Source organism: Tepidimonas sp. (genome assembly GCF_036824975.1).
Taxonomy (GTDB): Bacteria; Pseudomonadota; Gammaproteobacteria; order Burkholderiales; family Burkholderiaceae_C; genus Tepidimonas.
The window spans coordinates 1-17,635 of the sequence record NZ_DAISZC010000041.1; the positions used below are offsets into that span (position 1 = coordinate 1).

The 17,635-nt window shown below is 67.8% G+C and carries 13 protein-coding genes, 1 tRNA gene and 1 pseudogene; 10 read left to right on the plus strand and 5 right to left on the minus strand.

What is annotated here, in order from left to right; translation table 11 throughout:
- A pseudogene (locus V7Z54_RS06240) lies at window positions 1-557 on the plus strand (phosphodiesterase); the annotation flags it as partial.
- 48 nt (window positions 558-605) lie between these two features.
- Here V7Z54_RS06240 and plsY read toward each other — a convergent pair.
- From plsY to V7Z54_RS06255, 3 genes are all read right to left on the minus strand, one after another.
- On the minus strand, window positions 606-1,247 hold the full coding sequence (plsY, locus tag V7Z54_RS06245; protein WP_334135188.1) for a glycerol-3-phosphate 1-O-acyltransferase PlsY: 642 nt from the start codon (window positions 1,245-1,247) through the stop codon (window positions 606-608).
- 178 nt (window positions 1,248-1,425) lie between these two features.
- Window positions 1,426-2,487, minus strand: a complete 1,062-nt coding sequence (locus tag V7Z54_RS06250) for an aldo/keto reductase (RefSeq protein ID WP_334135189.1) — start codon at window positions 2,485-2,487, stop codon at window positions 1,426-1,428.
- A 166-nt stretch (window positions 2,488-2,653) separates the two neighbouring features.
- Window positions 2,654-4,432 (minus strand): acyl-CoA synthetase, encoded by a 1,779-nt coding sequence (locus tag V7Z54_RS06255; RefSeq protein WP_334135190.1) that lies wholly within the window; start codon window positions 4,430-4,432, stop codon window positions 2,654-2,656.
- Window positions 4,433-4,469: 37 nt separating this feature from the next.
- On the opposite strand from V7Z54_RS06255, the gene V7Z54_RS06260 reads away from it, so the two are divergent.
- The 6 genes from V7Z54_RS06260 (at window position 4,470) to V7Z54_RS06285 (ending at window position 11,755) form a co-directional block, all read left to right on the plus strand.
- Window positions 4,470-5,483 carry an alpha/beta fold hydrolase gene (locus V7Z54_RS06260; RefSeq protein WP_334135192.1) on the plus strand — a complete coding sequence of 338 codons (1,014 nt, stop codon included), beginning with the start codon at window positions 4,470-4,472 and terminating at the stop codon, window positions 5,481-5,483.
- Between the two features lies 1 nt (window position 5,484).
- Window positions 5,485-6,369 carry a DMT family transporter gene (locus tag V7Z54_RS06265; RefSeq protein ID WP_334135193.1) on the plus strand — a complete coding sequence of 295 codons (885 nt, stop codon included), beginning with the start codon at window positions 5,485-5,487 and terminating at the stop codon, window positions 6,367-6,369.
- Window positions 6,370-6,619: 250 nt separating this feature from the next.
- Window positions 6,620-7,724 (plus strand): peptide chain release factor 2 gene (gene prfB, locus V7Z54_RS06270; RefSeq protein WP_334135194.1). Its coding sequence is split into 2 segments (ribosomal slippage): window positions 6,620-6,700 and window positions 6,702-7,724, totalling 1,104 coding nucleotides; the frame shifts between segments, so codons are not numbered across the junction.
- A 35-nt stretch (window positions 7,725-7,759) separates the two neighbouring features.
- Complete coding sequence (pepN, locus tag V7Z54_RS06275; RefSeq protein WP_334135195.1) at window positions 7,760-10,423, plus strand: aminopeptidase N; 2,664 nt, start codon at window positions 7,760-7,762, stop codon at window positions 10,421-10,423.
- Between the two features lie 27 nt (window positions 10,424-10,450).
- Window positions 10,451-11,491 carry a class 1 fructose-bisphosphatase gene (locus V7Z54_RS06280; RefSeq protein ID WP_334135199.1) on the plus strand — a complete coding sequence of 347 codons (1,041 nt, stop codon included), beginning with the start codon at window positions 10,451-10,453 and terminating at the stop codon, window positions 11,489-11,491.
- A 188-nt stretch (window positions 11,492-11,679) separates the two neighbouring features.
- Window positions 11,680-11,755 (plus strand) — tRNA-Thr (locus V7Z54_RS06285).
- Window positions 11,756-11,939: 184 nt separating this feature from the next.
- Here the strand turns inward: V7Z54_RS06285 and V7Z54_RS06290 are convergent.
- Window positions 11,940-12,545 (minus strand): hypothetical protein, encoded by a 606-nt coding sequence (locus tag V7Z54_RS06290; RefSeq protein WP_334135200.1) that lies wholly within the window; start codon window positions 12,543-12,545, stop codon window positions 11,940-11,942.
- 125 nt (window positions 12,546-12,670) lie between these two features.
- Here V7Z54_RS06290 and V7Z54_RS06295 point away from each other — a divergent pair, with 125 nt between their 5' ends.
- Complete coding sequence (locus V7Z54_RS06295) at window positions 12,671-12,934, plus strand: DUF167 domain-containing protein (RefSeq protein WP_334135202.1); 264 nt, start codon at window positions 12,671-12,673, stop codon at window positions 12,932-12,934.
- Between the two features lie 150 nt (window positions 12,935-13,084).
- Here the strand turns inward: V7Z54_RS06295 and V7Z54_RS06300 are convergent, their stop codons facing one another.
- The gene (locus V7Z54_RS06300; RefSeq protein ID WP_334135203.1) at window positions 13,085-13,783 is read right to left on the minus strand and encodes a TetR/AcrR family transcriptional regulator; all 699 of its coding nucleotides are present in this window, start codon (window positions 13,781-13,783) and stop codon (window positions 13,085-13,087) included.
- Between the two features lie 102 nt (window positions 13,784-13,885).
- Here V7Z54_RS06300 and V7Z54_RS06305 point away from each other — a divergent pair, with 102 nt between their 5' ends.
- Both V7Z54_RS06305 and V7Z54_RS06310 read left to right on the plus strand, forming a co-directional pair.
- Window positions 13,886-14,947 (plus strand): efflux RND transporter periplasmic adaptor subunit, encoded by a 1,062-nt coding sequence (locus V7Z54_RS06305; RefSeq protein ID WP_334135205.1) that lies wholly within the window; start codon window positions 13,886-13,888, stop codon window positions 14,945-14,947.
- Window positions 14,944-17,635 (plus strand): efflux RND transporter permease subunit (locus tag V7Z54_RS06310; protein ID WP_334135204.1); only part of this gene is annotated, 2,692 nt, incomplete at its 3' end. The genes V7Z54_RS06305 and V7Z54_RS06310, both read left to right, overlap by 4 nt.

Genomic DNA, 17,635 nt, shown 5'->3' on the forward strand with positions numbered 1-17,635 from the left:
AAACCCCGCCCACCGAGGAACAGCGCGCCCTCATCGACACCCATCCGGCGCGGGGTGCGCAAAGCCTGCGCGAGCGCGGTGTGCGCGACGAACGCTGGCTCGATTTGGTCGAGCAGCACCACGAACCCGATCGTGGCGACTTGACACTGCGCCTGCTGCAGCGCATGGACCGCTACACGGCGCTCATCAGTCCGCGCCGCACCCGCCCCGGGCGCAACGTCACCGATTCAGCGCGCGCGTTGCTGCTGCCCGCCTACGGTGGACTGGACGACATTGGCCGCGCGTTGCTGCAAACACTGGGTGTCTGCCCGCCGGGCACCTACGTGCGCCTGGCCGACGGCAGCGTCGCCGTGGTGCTGCGCCGCTCGGGCCGCCCTGGCGAACCCTGGGTGAGCGCCATTCTTGACCGAGACGGACACCCGATTCCGGAGCCGGCCCTGATCGACACCGGCAACGAGGTGCACGCCATCGAGGCCGCGCTGCAAACCGCCACCGTCCGTGCGCGCCCAAACCATGTTCGGCTGCTGCAGCTGTCGCGTCTGGCACTGCAGCGCTGAAGTTTGGGCACGCGCGCGCCCCGCCCGGTACGGCACCGCGCCGCGGCCTCAATGGGGCGCCGAGCGCTTTTCGCCGATGCGGCTTTCCTGTCCGGCCAGCAGGCGCTGAATGTTGCCGACATGCCGCCACAGCAGCAGCACCGACATGGCCGCCACAGCCACGCCCACCGGGCCCTGCACCTCCCACACCACGCCGTCGCCAAACCAGTAGCACAGGGGTGCGAATATTGCCGCAACGATGGCCGCCAGCGACGAGTAGCGGAAAAACAGCGCCACCAGCACCCAGCTCAGAATGACGGCTACTCCCAGCCAGGGCTCGAACGCCAGCAGTACACCGGCGGCAGTGGCCACTCCCTTGCCCCCCTGAAAGCGAAAGAACACCGGAAACAGGTGCCCCAAAAAAGCGGCCAATCCGGCGGCCGCCAGCGTCGCCGGCCCCAGCCCCCAGGCCCCACCCCAGTGCAGCACCGCCCATGCCGGCAACCAGCCCTTGACGGCGTCGAGTAGCAGCGTCAGCGCCGCCGCTGCCTTGTTGCCCGAGCGCAGTACGTTCGTCGCCCCTGGGTTTTTGCTGCCGTAGGTGCGTGGGTCGCTCAGCCCCATCACGCGGCTGACCAGCACCGCAAACGACAGCGAACCCACCGCATACGCCAGGCCGATGGCCACCCACGACATCCACCACTCCTGCATCGTCGTCGCTCCTCACCTATCCTGATCATCCCGGCTCCACGCGGGTGTGATTGGCGCCAACAGCAGCCCCGCACGGCCCTGCGCGCCTGCAGCCAACCGGCGGCGAAGCCGCGAGCTCACCCGACCCCCGTCGCCCACCCCGGCACCATGCGCAGTTGGCCGGATGCACTGGCCACGCTCACTGGGCCGGATCGCGAATCTCCCAGCGAATACGGTCCACCGCCTCCCACACCTCGGCAGATAACTGCACATCCCACGCATCCAGGCAGGCGTCCAGTTGCGCCAACGTGGTCACGCCAATGATCGTGCTGGCGACGCGCCAATTGCGGTAGCAAAACGCCAGCGCCAGCTGGGTCGGCGTCAGCCCGTGTTCGCGCGCTAGCGCGTTGTAGCGGCGTGCCGCAGCCAGCGCCTCAGGACGCCCCCAGCGCTGCTTGCGCATGCTCTCGAACAACGCCAACCGGCCCTGTGGCGGTCCATCATGAACCAGACCGGTGTCGTCGTATTTGCCGGTCAGCAGCCCAAAGCCCAGCGGCGAGTACGCCAGCAGCGCCACGCCCAACCGGTGGCAGGTCTCGTCCAGTCCGTTTTCGTAGCTGCGGTTGATCAAACAGTAGGGGTTTTGCACCGTGGCCACGCGCGGCAGACCGTGCTGCTCGGCCACGCGCACGAATTCGTGCACGCCGTAAGGGGTTTCATTGGACAGCCCCACCGCGCGCACCTTGCCAGCGCGCACCAACGAATCCAGCGCCTCCAACTGCTCGACGATGCTGGCACACGGACGGTCTTTGCTGGGGTCGAAGGTCAGCGCACCAAACATCGGTACGTTGCGCGCCGGCCAGTGGATCTGGTAGAGGTCGATCACGTCGGTCTGCAGGCGGCGCAGGCTGCCTTCGCAGGCAGCGATGATCTCGGCCTGGGTCAGCCCCGCCTGCTCGCCACGGATCCATGGCATGCCGCGCGACGGCCCAGCCACCTTGGTGGCCAGCACCACGCGCTGCCGCACCCCCGGGCGGCTGGCCAACCAACGCCCGATGATGGTCTCGGTGGCGCCATAAGTTTCGGGACGAGCAGGCACCGCGTACATCTCGGCGGTGTCGATGAAGTTGACCCCGCGCTCCAGCGCCCGGTCCAGGATGGCGTGCGCGTCTGACTCGGACACCTGCTCGCCAAAAGTCATGGTGCCTAGGCAGATGGGCGACACGGTCAGGCCGCTCGCGGCCAACGGAACGGGGGTCATGAATACTGCACTCCGTGATTGAACTGGTACTCGAACCGGCTACCCGAGAGGTCGTCTTCGGTGAACGAGGCGGGCCACCGCACAGCCCCTGTTGGCCCGCGCGGAACCGGCACGGCAAAGACGGCGCTTGCACCGGGGCACCCTCGCCTTAGCACCTGCCGGTTCATCACGCCAAGCCCCCCGGTGAAGTGTGCTGCTGCGCCCGCTCAATTTCCCGCAGCCGCAACACCCGCCGCTGCACTTTGCCAGTGGGGGTCATCGGCAGCGCGTCAATGAACTCGATCTCCTTCGGATACTCGTACGGGGCCAGGCGCTCCTTGACGCAGGCCTGCAGCTCGGCCACCAGGGCGGGGTCGAACTCCTGCGCGGGGTTTGCACTGTGCGCGCGTCGCTCGACCCATTCGGGCGTCAGCACCACGTAGGCTTTGACCACGGCGCCCCGCTCGGCATCCGGCTTGGGCACGACGGCGGCATTGGCCACCGCCGGGTGTTTGACCAAGCAGTTCTCCACCTCGGCCGGCCCGATGCGGTAGCCGGCCGCCTTGAACACGTCATCGGAGCGCCCCTGGTACCACAGGTAGCCGTCGGCGTCCTGCAGCGCCAAATCGCCGGTGCGGCACCAACTGTCGGCGGGATCGCCGGTAAACCTGGCGCGCGTAGCCTTCTCGTTGCTCCAGTAGCCCAGGAAGAACACTGGATCGGGGTCGCCGTGGCGGTCGCGCCGGTGCACCGCCACCTCGCCGACCGTGCCCGGCGGGACCGGCTGGCCATCCTCGTCCAGCAGCGCCACCCGGTGCCCCGGGTAGGCCCTGCCCATGCTGCCGGGCTTGGCCGGCCATAGCCGGGCGCAGTTGCCCACCACGTAGTTGACTTCGGTCTGGCCAAACATCTCGTTGACGACCACCCCCAGCTGATCGCGGCAGTAGGCAAACACCGCGTCGCCTACCGCTTCGCCCGCACTCATGATGCCCTGCAGATGCAGCCGGTAGTGGCGGCGCGGCTCAGGCACGGCCTTCATCATGGCCTTGAGGGCCGTCGGAAACAGGAAAGTGTGCGTGACGCGATGGCGCTGCAGCAGCGCAAACGCCTGCAGAGGATCGAAGCGACCACGCCAGGCCACGATCGGGCGGCCGAAGTACAGCGTGGGCAACAGCGCATCCATCAGGCCGCCCGTCCATGCCCAGTCGGCCGGGCTCCAGAACACGGCGTCGCTGCGCACCCGCGCATCCCACGGATCGAAGCCGAACCAGTTCTGGCTGCAGATAAAGCCGCTCAGATTGCCGATCAGCGCCCGGTGCGGGATCAGCGTCCCTTTGGGATTATCGGTGGTGCCACTGGTATAGATCAGTACAGCCGGGTCGTCTGCGGCCGTGTCGTTCACCTCGAAGCGCTTGCGTAGCCCGCCGCGCGCCTGCGGCCAGTCGATCACCTCGGTGTCAAAGGCGCCGGTCAACCCGACGACGTCGCGCAGCGCCGGGCAGCGGTCACGGATCGCCATCACGCCTGGGCCGGTCTCGTCGTCCACCAGGGCCAGCGTCGCGGCGCTGTCCTGCAGCCGGTACTCCAGCGCCTGCGGCCCAAACAGCTGTGACAGCGGCACCGCCACCGCTCCCAGCTGCCACACCGCCACGTAGGCCGCTGCGGTGACGAACCGTTGCGGCAGCACGATCGCCACCCGGTCACCGGGACGCACGCCCAGCAGACGCAATGCGTTGGACAGCCGGTTGGCCTCGGCGGCCAAATCGCCGTAGGTGTGTACACGCGCATGGGCCCACCCCGGGCCGTCTTCGATGATCGCCGCTGCCCGAGCGCTGACGCGCCGCCGGGCCCAGCGGCGCACGCACACCTCGGCGATGTTGAAGCGCGCGGGCACATGCCAGCGAAATTCGCCGTGCAGCGCGTCGTAGGCGTCAGTGGCCGTGGTGTCGTGGACGGGACTGGGCATCGTGGGCACCCTTGAGGTCTCCTCAATAATCGCGCAAATGTACCAAGTTCGACGCCCCGCGCGTAGCACCTTCGAGACGCTGCGCGATCAACGCTATCACCTGTGGGAGTGGGGAAAGCCCAGCCCAGACCGCCCCCCGCTGTGGCTGCTGCATGGCTGGATGGATGTGGGCGCCTCGTGGCAGTTCGTGGTCGACGCCTTGACACACGATCGCCATTGCGTTGCCCCCGACTGGCGCGGCTTTGGCCTGACCCGTGCCGCACACCTGCCCCCCGACACCGACCCGCCGCCGTATGGCGCGGCAGACCACTACCTGTTCGCCGACTACCTGGCCGATCTGGACTTCCTGATCGAGCGCGTCAACCGCCGCCTACGGCGCGCTGCCCACGCCCCGGTGGATCTGGTGGGCCACAGCATGGGTGGTAACGTCGCCATGCTGTACGCCGGCGTGCGGCCGCAGCGGGTGCGGCGCCTGGTCAACCTGGAAGGTTTTGGCCTGCCCGCATCCCAACCCACCCAGGCCCCGCGCCGTTACGCCGCGTGGCTGGACGAACTGCACGCGCTGCACGAGGGCACGCTGACGCTGAAGACTTACCCCGGCGTGGAGGGCGTGGCGCGGCGCCTGATGAAGACCAACCGGCGCCTGAGCGCCGACCGAGCTCACTGGCTGGCGCGGCACTGGGGCCGGCCGGCCGAGCCGGCGCAGCCCGACGGCACCTGGATCATCCGTGGAGACGCGGCGCACAAGGTGCGCAGCAGCCAGCTGTACCGCCTCGACGAGGTATTGGCGGTTCACGCCGCTATCGAGGCGCCGGTGCTGGTCGTCGTGGCCAGCGATGACAGCTTGGCGCAGTGGTTCCCGCACGGCGAGCATTCGCTGGCCGAGTTCTTCCGCCGCCTGCAGGTGGTGCCGCACTGCCGCATCGAGCGCGTGCAAGACGCCGGCCACATGCTGCATCATGATCAGCCGCAGCGGGTGGCCGCGCTGATCGAAACCCATCTGGACGCCGCCGACCCGCAACCGGCGGTGGCACGAGCGGCGGGGAACTGAGATGACGGCACACACTTGGCGCACCGACGCGCTGATGCTGGCCGTGGCGGCCATCTGGGGCTCGACGTTCGTCGCCCAGCAATTGGGCATGGACAGCGTGGGCCCGTTCACCTACACCGCCGCGCGCATGACCCTGGGCGTGGCGCTGATCGCGCCCTTGTGGTGGTGGCGCAGTGGGCCATTTGCCGCCGTGCCGCGGGTGGACAGCGCAGGTCTGTGGCGCGACGGCGCGCTGCTCGGTCTGGTGCTGTTCGTCGCCATCAACCTGCAGCAGGTGGGACTGCTGGGCACCACGGTGTCCAACGCCGGCTTCATCACTGGTCTATACGTGGTGCTGGTGCCGGTGTTGATGCGCCTGCTCGGCCAGCCCGTCGGATGGGCGGTGTGGGCCGCGGTGGCGCTGGCCACGGCGGGCTTGTACTTCCTGAGCGTGCCGCCCGAGTCGGCCATCGCACCCGGTGACTGGCTGCAACTGGGTTCGGCCGCGGTGTGGGCGGTGCACGTGCTGCTGGTGGGCCACTGGGCACGGCGGCACGACGCCATCCGGCTGTCGATCCTGCAGTATCTGGTGGCCGGGGGGCTGTCGTGGCTGGCCGCGCTGGCACGCGGTGAACCCATCCACACCCGCGCACTGGCCGACGCGGCTGGCGCCATCGCCTGGGGTGGGCTGCTGTCCATCGGCATCGCCTACACGCTGCAAGTGGTGGCGCAGCGCACCGCGCGCGCCTCGCACGCGGCCATCATCTACAGCAGCGAAGGGGTATTTGCCGCCATCGGTGGCTGGTGGGTGCTGGGTGAGATGATCGGCTGGCGCGGCTGGGGCGGTGCCGCCCTCATCGTGGCGGGCATGCTGCTGGCCCAGCTGGGACGGCGCGACGGGGCATAGCTCGCCAAGCGCCCCAGCCCTGACGCGGCCTGGGCTCGAACCACCCGCGCCAGCGATGCGGGTGCCGCACGGCCCGAGGCCCGCCGCCCAGCCCAGGACGTCTCACGCAGACCGATCCCTCTGCCGTCGTTTGGGCGGCCTGCAGAGCAGCGACATCCATCCATTGCGGCTTTCACACGCCCCCACCTGGCGTGAGAAAATTACGCGTTTGTCTGCACACAACCCATTCGATCGAACAAGGGCCATACCCATGGAAGCCGAACGCATCAACGCCCTGTCCAACCGCCTGCAGGATCTGACGCAGCGCGTCGCCGACCTACGGAGGTTTCTTTGACTACGATGCCAAGGCGCTGAAGCTGTCGGAGGTCAACGCCGCGCTGGAAGACCCCAACGTCTGGAACGACCCCAAGCGCGCGCAAGATCTGGCCAAGGAAAAGAAGTCGCTGGAAGACGTGGTGCTGGTGCTGGACCGGCTGACGCAGGAACTGGCCGACAACACCGAGCTGTTTGCCATGTCGCGTGAGGACGGCGACGAGGCCGGGCTGCTGACGATCGAGGTCGACGTCGAGCGCATCGCCCCCGAGGTGGAGCGGCTGGAATTCCGGCGGATGTTCAGCAACCCCGCCGATCCCAACAACTGCTTCATCGACATCCAGGCTGGAGCCGGCGGTACCGAAGCCTGCGACTGGGCGCAGATGCTGCTGCGCCAGTACCTGCGCTACGCCGAACGCAAGGGCTTTACCGCCACGGTGGAGGACGAGCAGCCGGGCGACACCGCGGGCATCAAGAGCGCCACCATCCGCGTCGAGGGCGACTATGCCTTCGGGCTGCTGCGCACCGAAACCGGCGTGCACCGCCTGGTGCGCAAGTCGCCGTTCGACTCCTCGGGCGGGCGCCACACCTCGTTCGCCTCGGTGTTCGTGTACCCGGAAATCGACGACACCATAGAAGTGGAAATCAACCCGGCCGACGTGCGCGTAGATACTTATCGCGCCAGTGGCGCTGGTGGGCAGCACATCAACAAAACCGACTCGGCGGTGCGCCTGACGCACATCCCCACCGGCATCGTCGTCACCGCACAAGACAGCCGCAGTCAGCACTCCAACCGCGACCTGGCCTGGCAACGGCTGCGCTCCAAGCTGTACGAACTCGAGATGCGCAAGCGCCTGGAGACCCAGCAACAACTGGAGGCTTCGAAGACCGACGTCGGCTGGGGCCACCAGATCCGCAGCTATGTGCTCGACCAAAGCCGCATCAAGGATCTGCGCACCAACGTCGAAGTCTCCAACCCCCAGAAGGTGCTCGACGGCGATCTGGATGTCTTCATCGAAGCCGCCCTCAAACAGGGCATCTGACCGCCCCGCCCCTGCTACCGGAACGGAACCCCGACATGACCGCACTGCGTGACGGCGCTGCCCGCCTCATCCGCCGCGAGGACTACGCCCCGCCGGCCTACTGGATCGACACGGTCGATCTGACCTTCGACCTCGACCCCGCCAAGACGCGCGTGCTCAGCCGCATGCGCGTGCGCCGCAACCCCGATCAGCCGCGCCAGCCGCTGCGCCTGGACGGCGAAGACCTGACGCTAGCGCGCGTGCTGGTCAACGGCACGGGCACGAGCTTTCGCATCGACGGCGCCCAGCTGGTGCTGGAAAACCTGCCCGAAGGCGACGAGCCGTTCGAGCTGGAGATCTTCACCACCTGCTCGCCCGAGAAAAACACCCAGCTCATGGGCCTGTACGTCAGCCAGGGGACGTTCTTCACCCAGTGCGAGGCCGAGGGCTTCCGACGCATCACCTACTTCCTGGACCGGCCCGACGTCATGGCCACCTACACCGTGACATTACGCGCCGACAAAGCGCGCTACCCGGTGCTGCTGTCCAACGGCAACCTGGTCGAAGCGGGCGACCTGGACGGCGGTCGCCACTACGCGCGCTGGGTCGATCCGCACCGCAAGCCGTGCTACCTGTTCGCGCTGGTGGCTGGCAACCTGGTCTGCCGCAGTCAGCCCATCCGCAGCCGCAGCGGCACCGACCACCTGCTGCAAATCTACGTCCGGCCGACCGACCTGGACAAGACCGAGCACGCCATGCGCTCGCTCATGGCCGCCATCGCCTGGGATGAGACGCGCTTTGGCCTGCCGTTGGACCTGGAGCGCTTCATGATCGTCGCCACCAGCGACTTCAACATGGGCGCGATGGAAAACAAGGGCCTCAACATTTTCAACGCCAAGTACATCCTGGCTCATCCGGCCACCGCCACCGATACCGACTTCGCCAACGTCGAATCGGTGGTGGCCCACGAGTACTTCCACAACTGGACAGGCAACCGCGTCACCTGCCGCGACTGGTTCCAGCTCAGCCTCAAAGAAGGGCTGACGGTTTTTCGCGACCAAGAATTCAGCATGGACATGGCCGGCAGCCCCTCGGCGCGCGCCGTCAAGCGCATCGAGGACGTGCGCGTGCTGCGCACCGCCCAGTTCCCTGAAGATGCCGGCCCCATGGCGCACCCGGTGCGGCCCGACCAGTACGCCGAAATCAACAATTTCTACACCGTCACGGTGTACGAAAAGGGTGCCGAGGTGGTGCGCATGATGCAGACGCTGGTGGGCCGCGACGGCTTCACCCGGGGTCTGAAGCTGTACTTCGAGCGTCATGACGGGCAGGCCGTGACCTGTGACGATTTTGCCCAGGCCATGGCCGATGCCAACCCGGACAGCGCACTGGCGCGCTCGCTGCCGGAGTTCAAGCGCTGGTACGCCCAGGCCGGCACCCCGCGCGTGCACGCCAGCGGACACTATGACGCCCAGGCCCGCACCTACACCCTGACGCTGCGCCAGAGCTGCCCGCCCACGCCCGGGCAGCCGCACAAGGAACCGTTCGTCATCCCGGTGGCGGCTGCGCTGTTCGACCACCAAGGCCACTTGTTGCCGGGTAGCGAGCGCCTGATCGTGCTGCACGACGCGCAGACCGAGGTGGTATTCGACGGCATCGACAGCGCACCGATCGCCTCGCTGCTGCGTGGCTTCAGTGCCCCGGTGATCTTGGAGCAGCCCCTCAGCGACGACGACCTGCGCGTGCTGCTGGCGCACGACACCGACCCCTTCAACCGATGGGAAGCGGGCCAGCAATTGATGCTGCGGCGGGCGCTGGCGGCGGTGCGCACCGACAGCCTGGTGCACGAGCCGCTGGATGCCGACACGCTGCAGGCGTTGCGCGCGGTGCTGCGGCATCCGGCGCTCGATCCGGCCTTCAAGGAGCTGGCGCTCACCCTGCCCGCGCAGACCTACATCGCCGAGCAGCTCGACGAGGTCGATCCCCAGCGCATCCATGCGGTGCGCGAAGCCATGCGCGCGCAGCTGGCCCACGCCCTGCACGACGACTGGATCTGGGCCTTCGAGACGCATCAGGACAGCGGCGCCTACCAGCCTGACGCCGCGTCGGCCGGACGGCGCGCGCTCGCCGGGCTGGCGCTGCACATGTTGTGCTTGGCCGCGCGCGACAACGGCAACCCGGTGTGGCCCGGCAAAACCTACCAGCGCTTCAAGGACGCGACCAACATGACCGACCGCTACCAGGCGCTCAGCGCCCTGGTCAGCGCCGGGCACGAACTGGCCGAACGGGCGCTGGCGCTGTTCCACGAACGCTTTCGCGATGAGGAGCTGGTGCTGGACAAGTGGTTCGCGCTGCAGGCCGGCGCGCCCGATCGCGGTGGCGACGTCCTGCCGCGCGTGCAGGCGCTGCTGCAGCACCCCGACTTTCACCTGCGCAACCCCAACCGCGCACGCAGTCTCATCGGCACTTACTGCCACGCCAACCCGGCTGCCTTCCACCGGGCCGACGGGGCAGGCTACGCCTTCTGGCGCGACCGCGTGCTGGAGATCGACGCCTTCAACCCGCAGGTGGCCGCGCGCCTGGCGCGCGCGCTGGACCGCTGGAAAAAACTGGCCGAACCGTACCGCACCCAGGCTCGCGCCGCGCTACAGGCTGTTGCCGCCCACGAGCCGCTGAGCGCCGACGTGCGCGAGGTCATCAGCCGGGCGCTGGCCGATTGACCCCCAACCGCCCCAACAGGAGCCGCCATGTCCGCCGTATCACTGAGCCGCTATCTGATCGAACAGCAGCGTGTGCACGGCTGCATACCACCCGAGTTGCGCCTGCTCATCGAGGTCGTGGCCCGCGCTTGCAAGCGCATTGCCATCAGCGTGGGCAAAGGCGCGCTGGGCGGCGTGCTGGGCTCGGCCGGCACCGAAAACATCCAGGGCGAGGTGCAAAAGAAGCTCGACATCATCGCCAACGAGGTGCTCATCGAAGCCAACGAATGGGGCGGGCACCTGGCGGCGATGGCGTCCGAGGAGATGGACGGCATCCACCCCATCCCCAACCGCTACCCGGTGGGGGAGTATCTGCTGCTGTTCGACCCGCTGGACGGCTCCAGCAACATCGACTGCAACGTCAGCATTGGCACCATCTTCTCGGTACTGAAGAAGCAGCGCGAAGACCCCAACACCATCGACCCGGTGTGCGAGACCGACTTTCTGCAGCCCGGCCGCCAGCAGGTGGCGGCCGGCTACTGCATCTACGGCCCGCAGACCACGCTGGTGCTCACCGTGGGCAACGGCGTGGCGATGTTTACGCTCGACCGCGAACAAGGCGCCTGGGCCCTGACGCAGGACAACGTGCGCATCCCCGAGGATACGCGCGAATTCGCGATCAACATGAGCAACTGGCGCCACTGGGCGCCGCCCGTGCGCCGTTATATCGAAGAGTGCCTCGCCGGCAAGGAGGGGCCTCGAGGCAAGGACTACAACATGCGCTGGATCGCCTCGATGGTTGCCGACGTGCATCGCATCCTGTCGCGCGGTGGCATTTTCATGTACCCATGGGACAAGCGCGAGCCGGACAAGCCTGGCAAGCTGCGTCTGATGTACGAGGCCAACCCGATGGCGTGGATCGTTGAGCAGGCCGGTGGCGCCGCCACCAACGGGGTGCAGCGTATCCTCGACATCACACCGCGCCAGCTGCACGAGCGGGTGGCGGTGATCCTGGGGTCGAAGAACGAGGTCGAGCGCCTCACCCGCTACCACCACGAAGCGGCCACGGCAACCGCATCCCCGGCGTAGGCCACGAGGCCCAACCGCGCCAGCTCTGTCTCCCACGTGCCCGGCGTCGGCAGCTCTGCCGCGTGGTGTGCCCGATCCAGCGTCCCGCCAAGCACGAATCGTTGGCATCGTTCATCGGCTGGTTGGCGTTGTATAATGGGGCTTTATTTGCGAGTAGGCAGCCGCGCGAATCGTTGGCACCTCGCCCTGCCGCAATAGCTCAGCTGGTAGAGCAACTGATTCGTAATCAGTAGGTCGGAGGTTCGAATCCTCTTTGCGGCACCATGCGCTGCTCACGCAGCGCCCCTGTTGTTCATCAAACACCTCCATCTCAACTCGGCTGCACGGTCAGGATGCCCGCCGCCGGGCAAGCGCAGCCGATGTGCCCACGCCAGCCCTCCCTGGCGCCGCACGCCGCCGTGCGGCGCGCGTCCGTCAGTTGGCACTGAACTGGGGCCGCACTGCTCACTCAACGCCGCAGCAGCGCGCGATACGCCTGCCGCGTCTGGGGTGACACGGCCGCCAAGACTTGCTCATACGCAGTGCGGTGGCGCGCCAGCAGGCGTGCCGATGCTACCGTGCGCGAGCGGCAAAACCAGTGACAGGTGTGCTGAAACAGCAGCAGTTCCGCGCTCAACCGGTAGGCTTTGTCGCGGCGCGTCAGTCCTTCCGCGTTCGCCACCACCGCCGCCACCCCTTCGGCATGCAACCGCAGCGCCTGCCGCATGTCAAACGTCGCGCGCGGGAACCACTTGTGGGCGTACGGTAGGGCAACAGCAAGCGTGCTCACCAACGCGTCGTCGGGCCACACATCGGCGAAGGATGCGGCCAAAGCGTTAAGTTCCTCGCACAGCTGCGCTTCGCTAGCATCGAGCATGGCCCAGATGGCGTCGCGCCGCTGGGGGTCCTCCTCTGCCAGCGCGCGCAAATAACCATCGAGCAGGGTTTGCATCAGCCGCTCGACCGAGCGTCCCTGCAAATGGCGGCCCAACAGCTGAATGCGGGCATGCTGCTCACGCCGCCGCACCATGTGGACACCGGCGGCCAGCGCCAACGCGAACATCACAAAGTCCATCGCCCATGACCTATCGTGGTGATATCGTGGCCCCCGCCAGCGCGATAAACCCCTCGCCGCAACCCGTTAGTGGGCCCCGCCTGAGCCGCGCCTTGCGCCAGGGGACAATCCGCGCCGAAGAAGCCATGGCCCTCATTGTCTTGTATTGTCAGCCCGGCGCCCGCGCCACCCGCTTGGCAGGGTGGCACGACGGAAAGCCAAAGGTGCAGCTGCACGCCCCGCCGGTGGACGGCGCCGCCAACGACGCGCTGGTGGCCTTCGTCGCGCAGCGCTGTGGGGTGCCGCGTGCGCGCGTGCGCATCGTCAGCGGACACACCAGCCGCATCAAGCGCGTGGCAATCGATGGCATCGACGACGACACCGCACTTGGCGCGCTGTCAGCGCCCTGATGGGCTGCCCAACCGCACCCTCGCCGTCTGCGGCAGTCGGGTCGAGACGCCGTCGCTGCCAAGGCACATGACCCGGTGACGCGGTCGGCATCGCTGCATGACGCGGCCATCGGCGCGGCGCATGCCTCACAAACATTGACACGAAGACGCTCAGTCCTGCACGAACGGCCTGGACGCAGCCGTGTGTGCCGGCGCATACCCCTGCCAGAAGATGGCCACCACCTGCGCCGCGTAGGTGCGGCGATCCACATGCCGCCACCGGCGCTGGGGCACGTGGTACAGCGATCGCACCAAGTCCAGTCCCATGGTCAAACCCAGGAGCTGTTCGGCCGCCAGCTCCGCATCGGGACAGTGCAATTGACCCGCGCGGTGTGCCTGGCGCAAAAACTCGCTCAGGGCATGCAGCGCCCTCTGCGGGCCCAGACGCCAGAGGCGTTGGACGTCGCCCGCGGGTTGGGGCAGCCCCGCCAGCGCCCGAATAAATTGACGGTATTCGCGCCCGCACAACAGCGCCAACAGAGCTTCGACAAAGCCTTGCAAACGCGGGCGCCATTCGGTCCAAGCCTCGTCTGGTGGCACGCGCAGCGTGCGCCACAGGTGTTGTGTGCGCTGCTCCACCACGGCTTCCAACAGGGCCGCACGGTTGGGATAGCGCCGGTAGAGAGTGGCCTTGGACACCCCGGCGCCCCGGGCCACCCGATCCATGGTCAGTGCCGACGGGCCCCCCACGCGCAACAAGGCCCGGGCTGCAGCCCAAATGGCGCGATCTTTGGCCGGATCGGTGGGGCGCCCGCGTCGGCGCTGACCGGCGCGCGAACTGCTGCGGACACGGCTGCGGGGAAAATCCATTTACGGTACGATGCCGTTCAATTATTGATACCGGACACTGCACGCACTATGCCACGTTCTGCTCCGATCCGTCATCACCGTCTGGCCATCCTGGGGTTGGTTATGTCGACGCTGCTCGCCACCACCGCCTGTCAGCGCTCCCCCGCCTCATCTGGGCCGGCGTCGGAGGCCCCGCGCCTGGTGCGCACGGCTGCGGTCCAGCCGCTGGAGACGCCGATGCAAGGCCTGTCGGGCACGGTGCGCGCGCGGGTAGAAGCCCCGCTGGCGTTTCAGGTTGGGGGGCGCATCAGCGCGCGCCTGGTAGACGCCGGCCAAACCGTGGCGGCGGGCACGCCACTGTTTCGGCTCGACCCGGTGGATTTGGAGCAGGCGGTGCGCGCTGCCGAAGCCGAAGCGGCCGCCACCGACACCGCTTGGCGCACGGCGCAGGCCGACCTGGCGCGCGTACGCGAGCTGCGCGCGCGCGAATTTGTCAGCGCGCAGGCGCTGGAGCGCGCCGAGCTGGCGCTGCGCGAAGCGCAGAGCCGACGCGATGCCGCCCAGGCCCGTCTGGCTCAGGCGCGCAATGCGCGCGGCTACGCCGAGTTGCGCGCGCCCGCAGCGGGGGTGCTGGTCGATGTCAGCGGCCAGCCGGGCCAAGTGGTGGCTGCGGGCCAATCGGTGGCGGTGCTGGCGCAGCACGGAGCGCGCGAGATCGAGGTGCACTTCCCTGACGGGGTCACCCCCCCGCCGCAAGGCGAGGCGGTGCTGCCCGACGGACAAACCCGTGGCCTGCGTTTGCGCGAAGCCGCGCCAATGGTGGATGCGCTGGGACGCACGCGGCGCGTGCGCTACACGGTCGAGGCGCTGCCCGACAGCATGGCGCTGGGCAGCATCGTCTCGACGCGCTTTGCGCGGGTGCAGGCTGTGCCCCGCGCCAGTGCTGCGCCCACTCCCGCCACCCCACTGTGGCGGGTGCCTATCGGGGCGCTGGACGAACGTGGCCACGGCCCGCGCGTGTGGCGGCTGCAGGACGGGCAGGCGCTGCCGCTGCCGGTGCAGGTGGTGGCGGTAGACGACCGTATGGCCACCGTCTCTGGCGCTTTGCAGCGCAGTGACCGCGTGGTCGCGCTGGGCACGCATCTGCTGCAGGAAGGCATGGCCGTGCGGGAGCTGGCGCGATGAGTTTCCCGAATCTGTCGGCGCTGGCGGTGCGCGAGCGCGCCGTGACCTTGTTTTTGCTGATCCTGTCCGTGCTGGGCGGCGTGTACGCGTTCGCTTCGCTAGGCCGCGCGGAGGACCCGGCCTTCACCGTGCGTGTGATGCAGGTCAACGTCGCCTGGCCGGGTGCCACGCCCGAGCAGTTGCAGCGCCAGGTGGTGGACCGGCTGGAAAAACGCATTCAAGAGGTCGAATACCTGTACCGCATCGAGACCACCATTCGGGCTGGCATGGCCACGCTGCAGGTGGAGTTTCACGACTACACGCCGCAGGCCAAGGTGCCCGAGTTGTTCTACCAGGTGCGCAAGCGCATGTGGGACGCGCAGCGCGACATGCCCGCCGGCGTCATTGGCCCGCTGGCCAACGACGATTTTGCCGATGTGTACTTCAGCCTGCTGGCCTTGACCGCGCCGGGCCTGCCCCTGGATGAATTGGTGCAGGAAGCCGAGCGGCTGCGCGATCAGCTGCAACGCATCGAGGGCGTGCACAAGGCGCTGCTGATTGGCGAGCGCACCCAGCGTGTGTATGTCGAGTTCGACACCGCGCGTCTGGTCAACCTGGGGCTGAGCCCGCAGGCGATTTTCGAGGCCATCGACGCCAGCAATCGGTTGGTGCCTGCCGGTCGGCTGGAAACCGACGGCCCGCGCCTGCACGTGCGGCTGGACGCGGACCTCGCCGACCCCAAGGCGTTGGCGCAAGTGCCCATCCGCGCCGGCGGCAAAGTGCTGCGACTGGGCGACATCGCCACCATTCGACACGGTGTTGAAGAACCGCCCAGCTACCTGGTGCGCGCCCGGGGACAGGACGCGGTGCTCATCGGCATCGTGATGAACAAGGGAGAAAACGGCCTGGCACTGGGCGAGCGCCTGCACGCCTATCTGGAGCGCGAAAAGGCCGAGCTGCCCCTGGGCATGGAGCTGACGCAGTTGACCAACCAGGCCGACGCCATCGCCAAGGCGGTAGACCTGTTTCAGATCAAATTCTTGGTGGCCGTCGCCGTGGTGATGGGGGTCAGCATGCTGGCCATTGGCCTGCGCGCGGGACTCATCGTGGGCATTGCGGTGCCGGTGACCTTGGGCATCAGCTTCTTGGTGATGAAGCTGATGGGCATCAACCTGGACCGTATTACGCTGGGCGCGCTCATCATCTCACTGGGCCTGCTGGTGGACGACGCCATCATCGCGGTGGAGATGATGCTGGTGAAGCTGGAGGAAGGCTGGGACCGGGTGCGGGCCGCTGCGCACGCCTGGAACGTCACCGCCGCGCCCATGCTGTTTGGCACGCTGGTGACGGTAGCCGGCTTTTTACCCATCGGCTTTGCCCGCTCGGGGGTGGGCGAGTACGCGGGCAATATCTTTTGGGTGCTGGGCATCAGCCTCATCGTGTCGTGGCTGGTGGCGGTGGTGTTTGCGCCCTACTTGGGCGTTAAACTGCTGCGCAGCGTACCGGTGGGCCAGCAGCATGACCACGCCAACCTGTACCAAACCCCCAACTACCGGCGCCTGCGCGCGTTGGTGGCGTGGTGCGTGGTGCACCGCAAGACGGTGGTGGCAGCCACCGTGGGCCTGCTGGTGCTGTCTGCCGTTGGCATGGCAACCGTGGTGCAAAAGCAATTTTTCCCCAGCTCCGACCGGCCCGAGGTATTGGTCAGCGTCTACCTTCCGCACGGCACGTCGGTGGCCGTGACCGACCAAACCGTGCACAAGCTGGAGGCGATCCTGAGTCCCATGCCGGAGGTCAAAACGCTGTCGGCGTACGTGGGGGCCGGCGCGCCGCGCTTCTTCATCTCGGCCAACCCTGAGCCGCCCAACCCGGCATTTGGCAAGCTCATCGTCGTGGCGCACGACGAGCACGCGCGCGACACCATCATCGAGACGCTGAACCGCCACATCCGCGAAGGGGAATTTCCCGAGGCGCGCGTGCGGGTGGCGCGCCTGCTGTACGGCCCGCCGGTGGCGTGGCCGGTGCAGTTCCGCGTCTTTGGCCCCGACCCCAACACCGTACGCGCCATCGGCTACCGGGTGCGCGACATCATGGCCGCCAACCCGCACGTGGTCGATGCGCACCTGGAGTGGGACGAGCGCGTGCCGGTGCTGCACCTGCAGGCCGACCTGGAGCGGCTGCGCTTGATGGGGCTGACCCCGCAAGACGTGGCGCAGCAGTTGCAGCTGCTGCTCGACGGCGTGCCGGTGACTCAGCTGCGGCGCGACACGCGTAGCGTCGATCTCATCGCCCGCGGGGCACAGGGCACGCAGCGGCTGGACGTGGCCTCGCTGTCCGCTTTGGAACTGCTCAACCGCGACGGGCGCAAGATACCGGTCACCCAACTGGGGCAGCTAGCGGTTCACTACGAGGAACCGGTGATCAAGCGCTACAACCGCGAGCCGTTCGTGGCGGTGCAGGCAGAGGTGCACGGGGCGCAGCCCAACGATGTCACCGCTGCAGTGTGGAAGGCGCTGCAGCCGCTGCGCGCCGAGTTGCCCGACGGCTACCGCGTGGCCATTGGCGGCTCGGTGGAGCAGTCGGAAAAAGCCAACGCTTCGATCCAGAAGCTGCAGCCGGTGATGGTGGCGCTCATGCTCATCTTCATCATGCTGCAAATGCGCTCCTTTGCCGGCACCTTCATGGTGTTGGCCACCGCCCCGCTGGGGC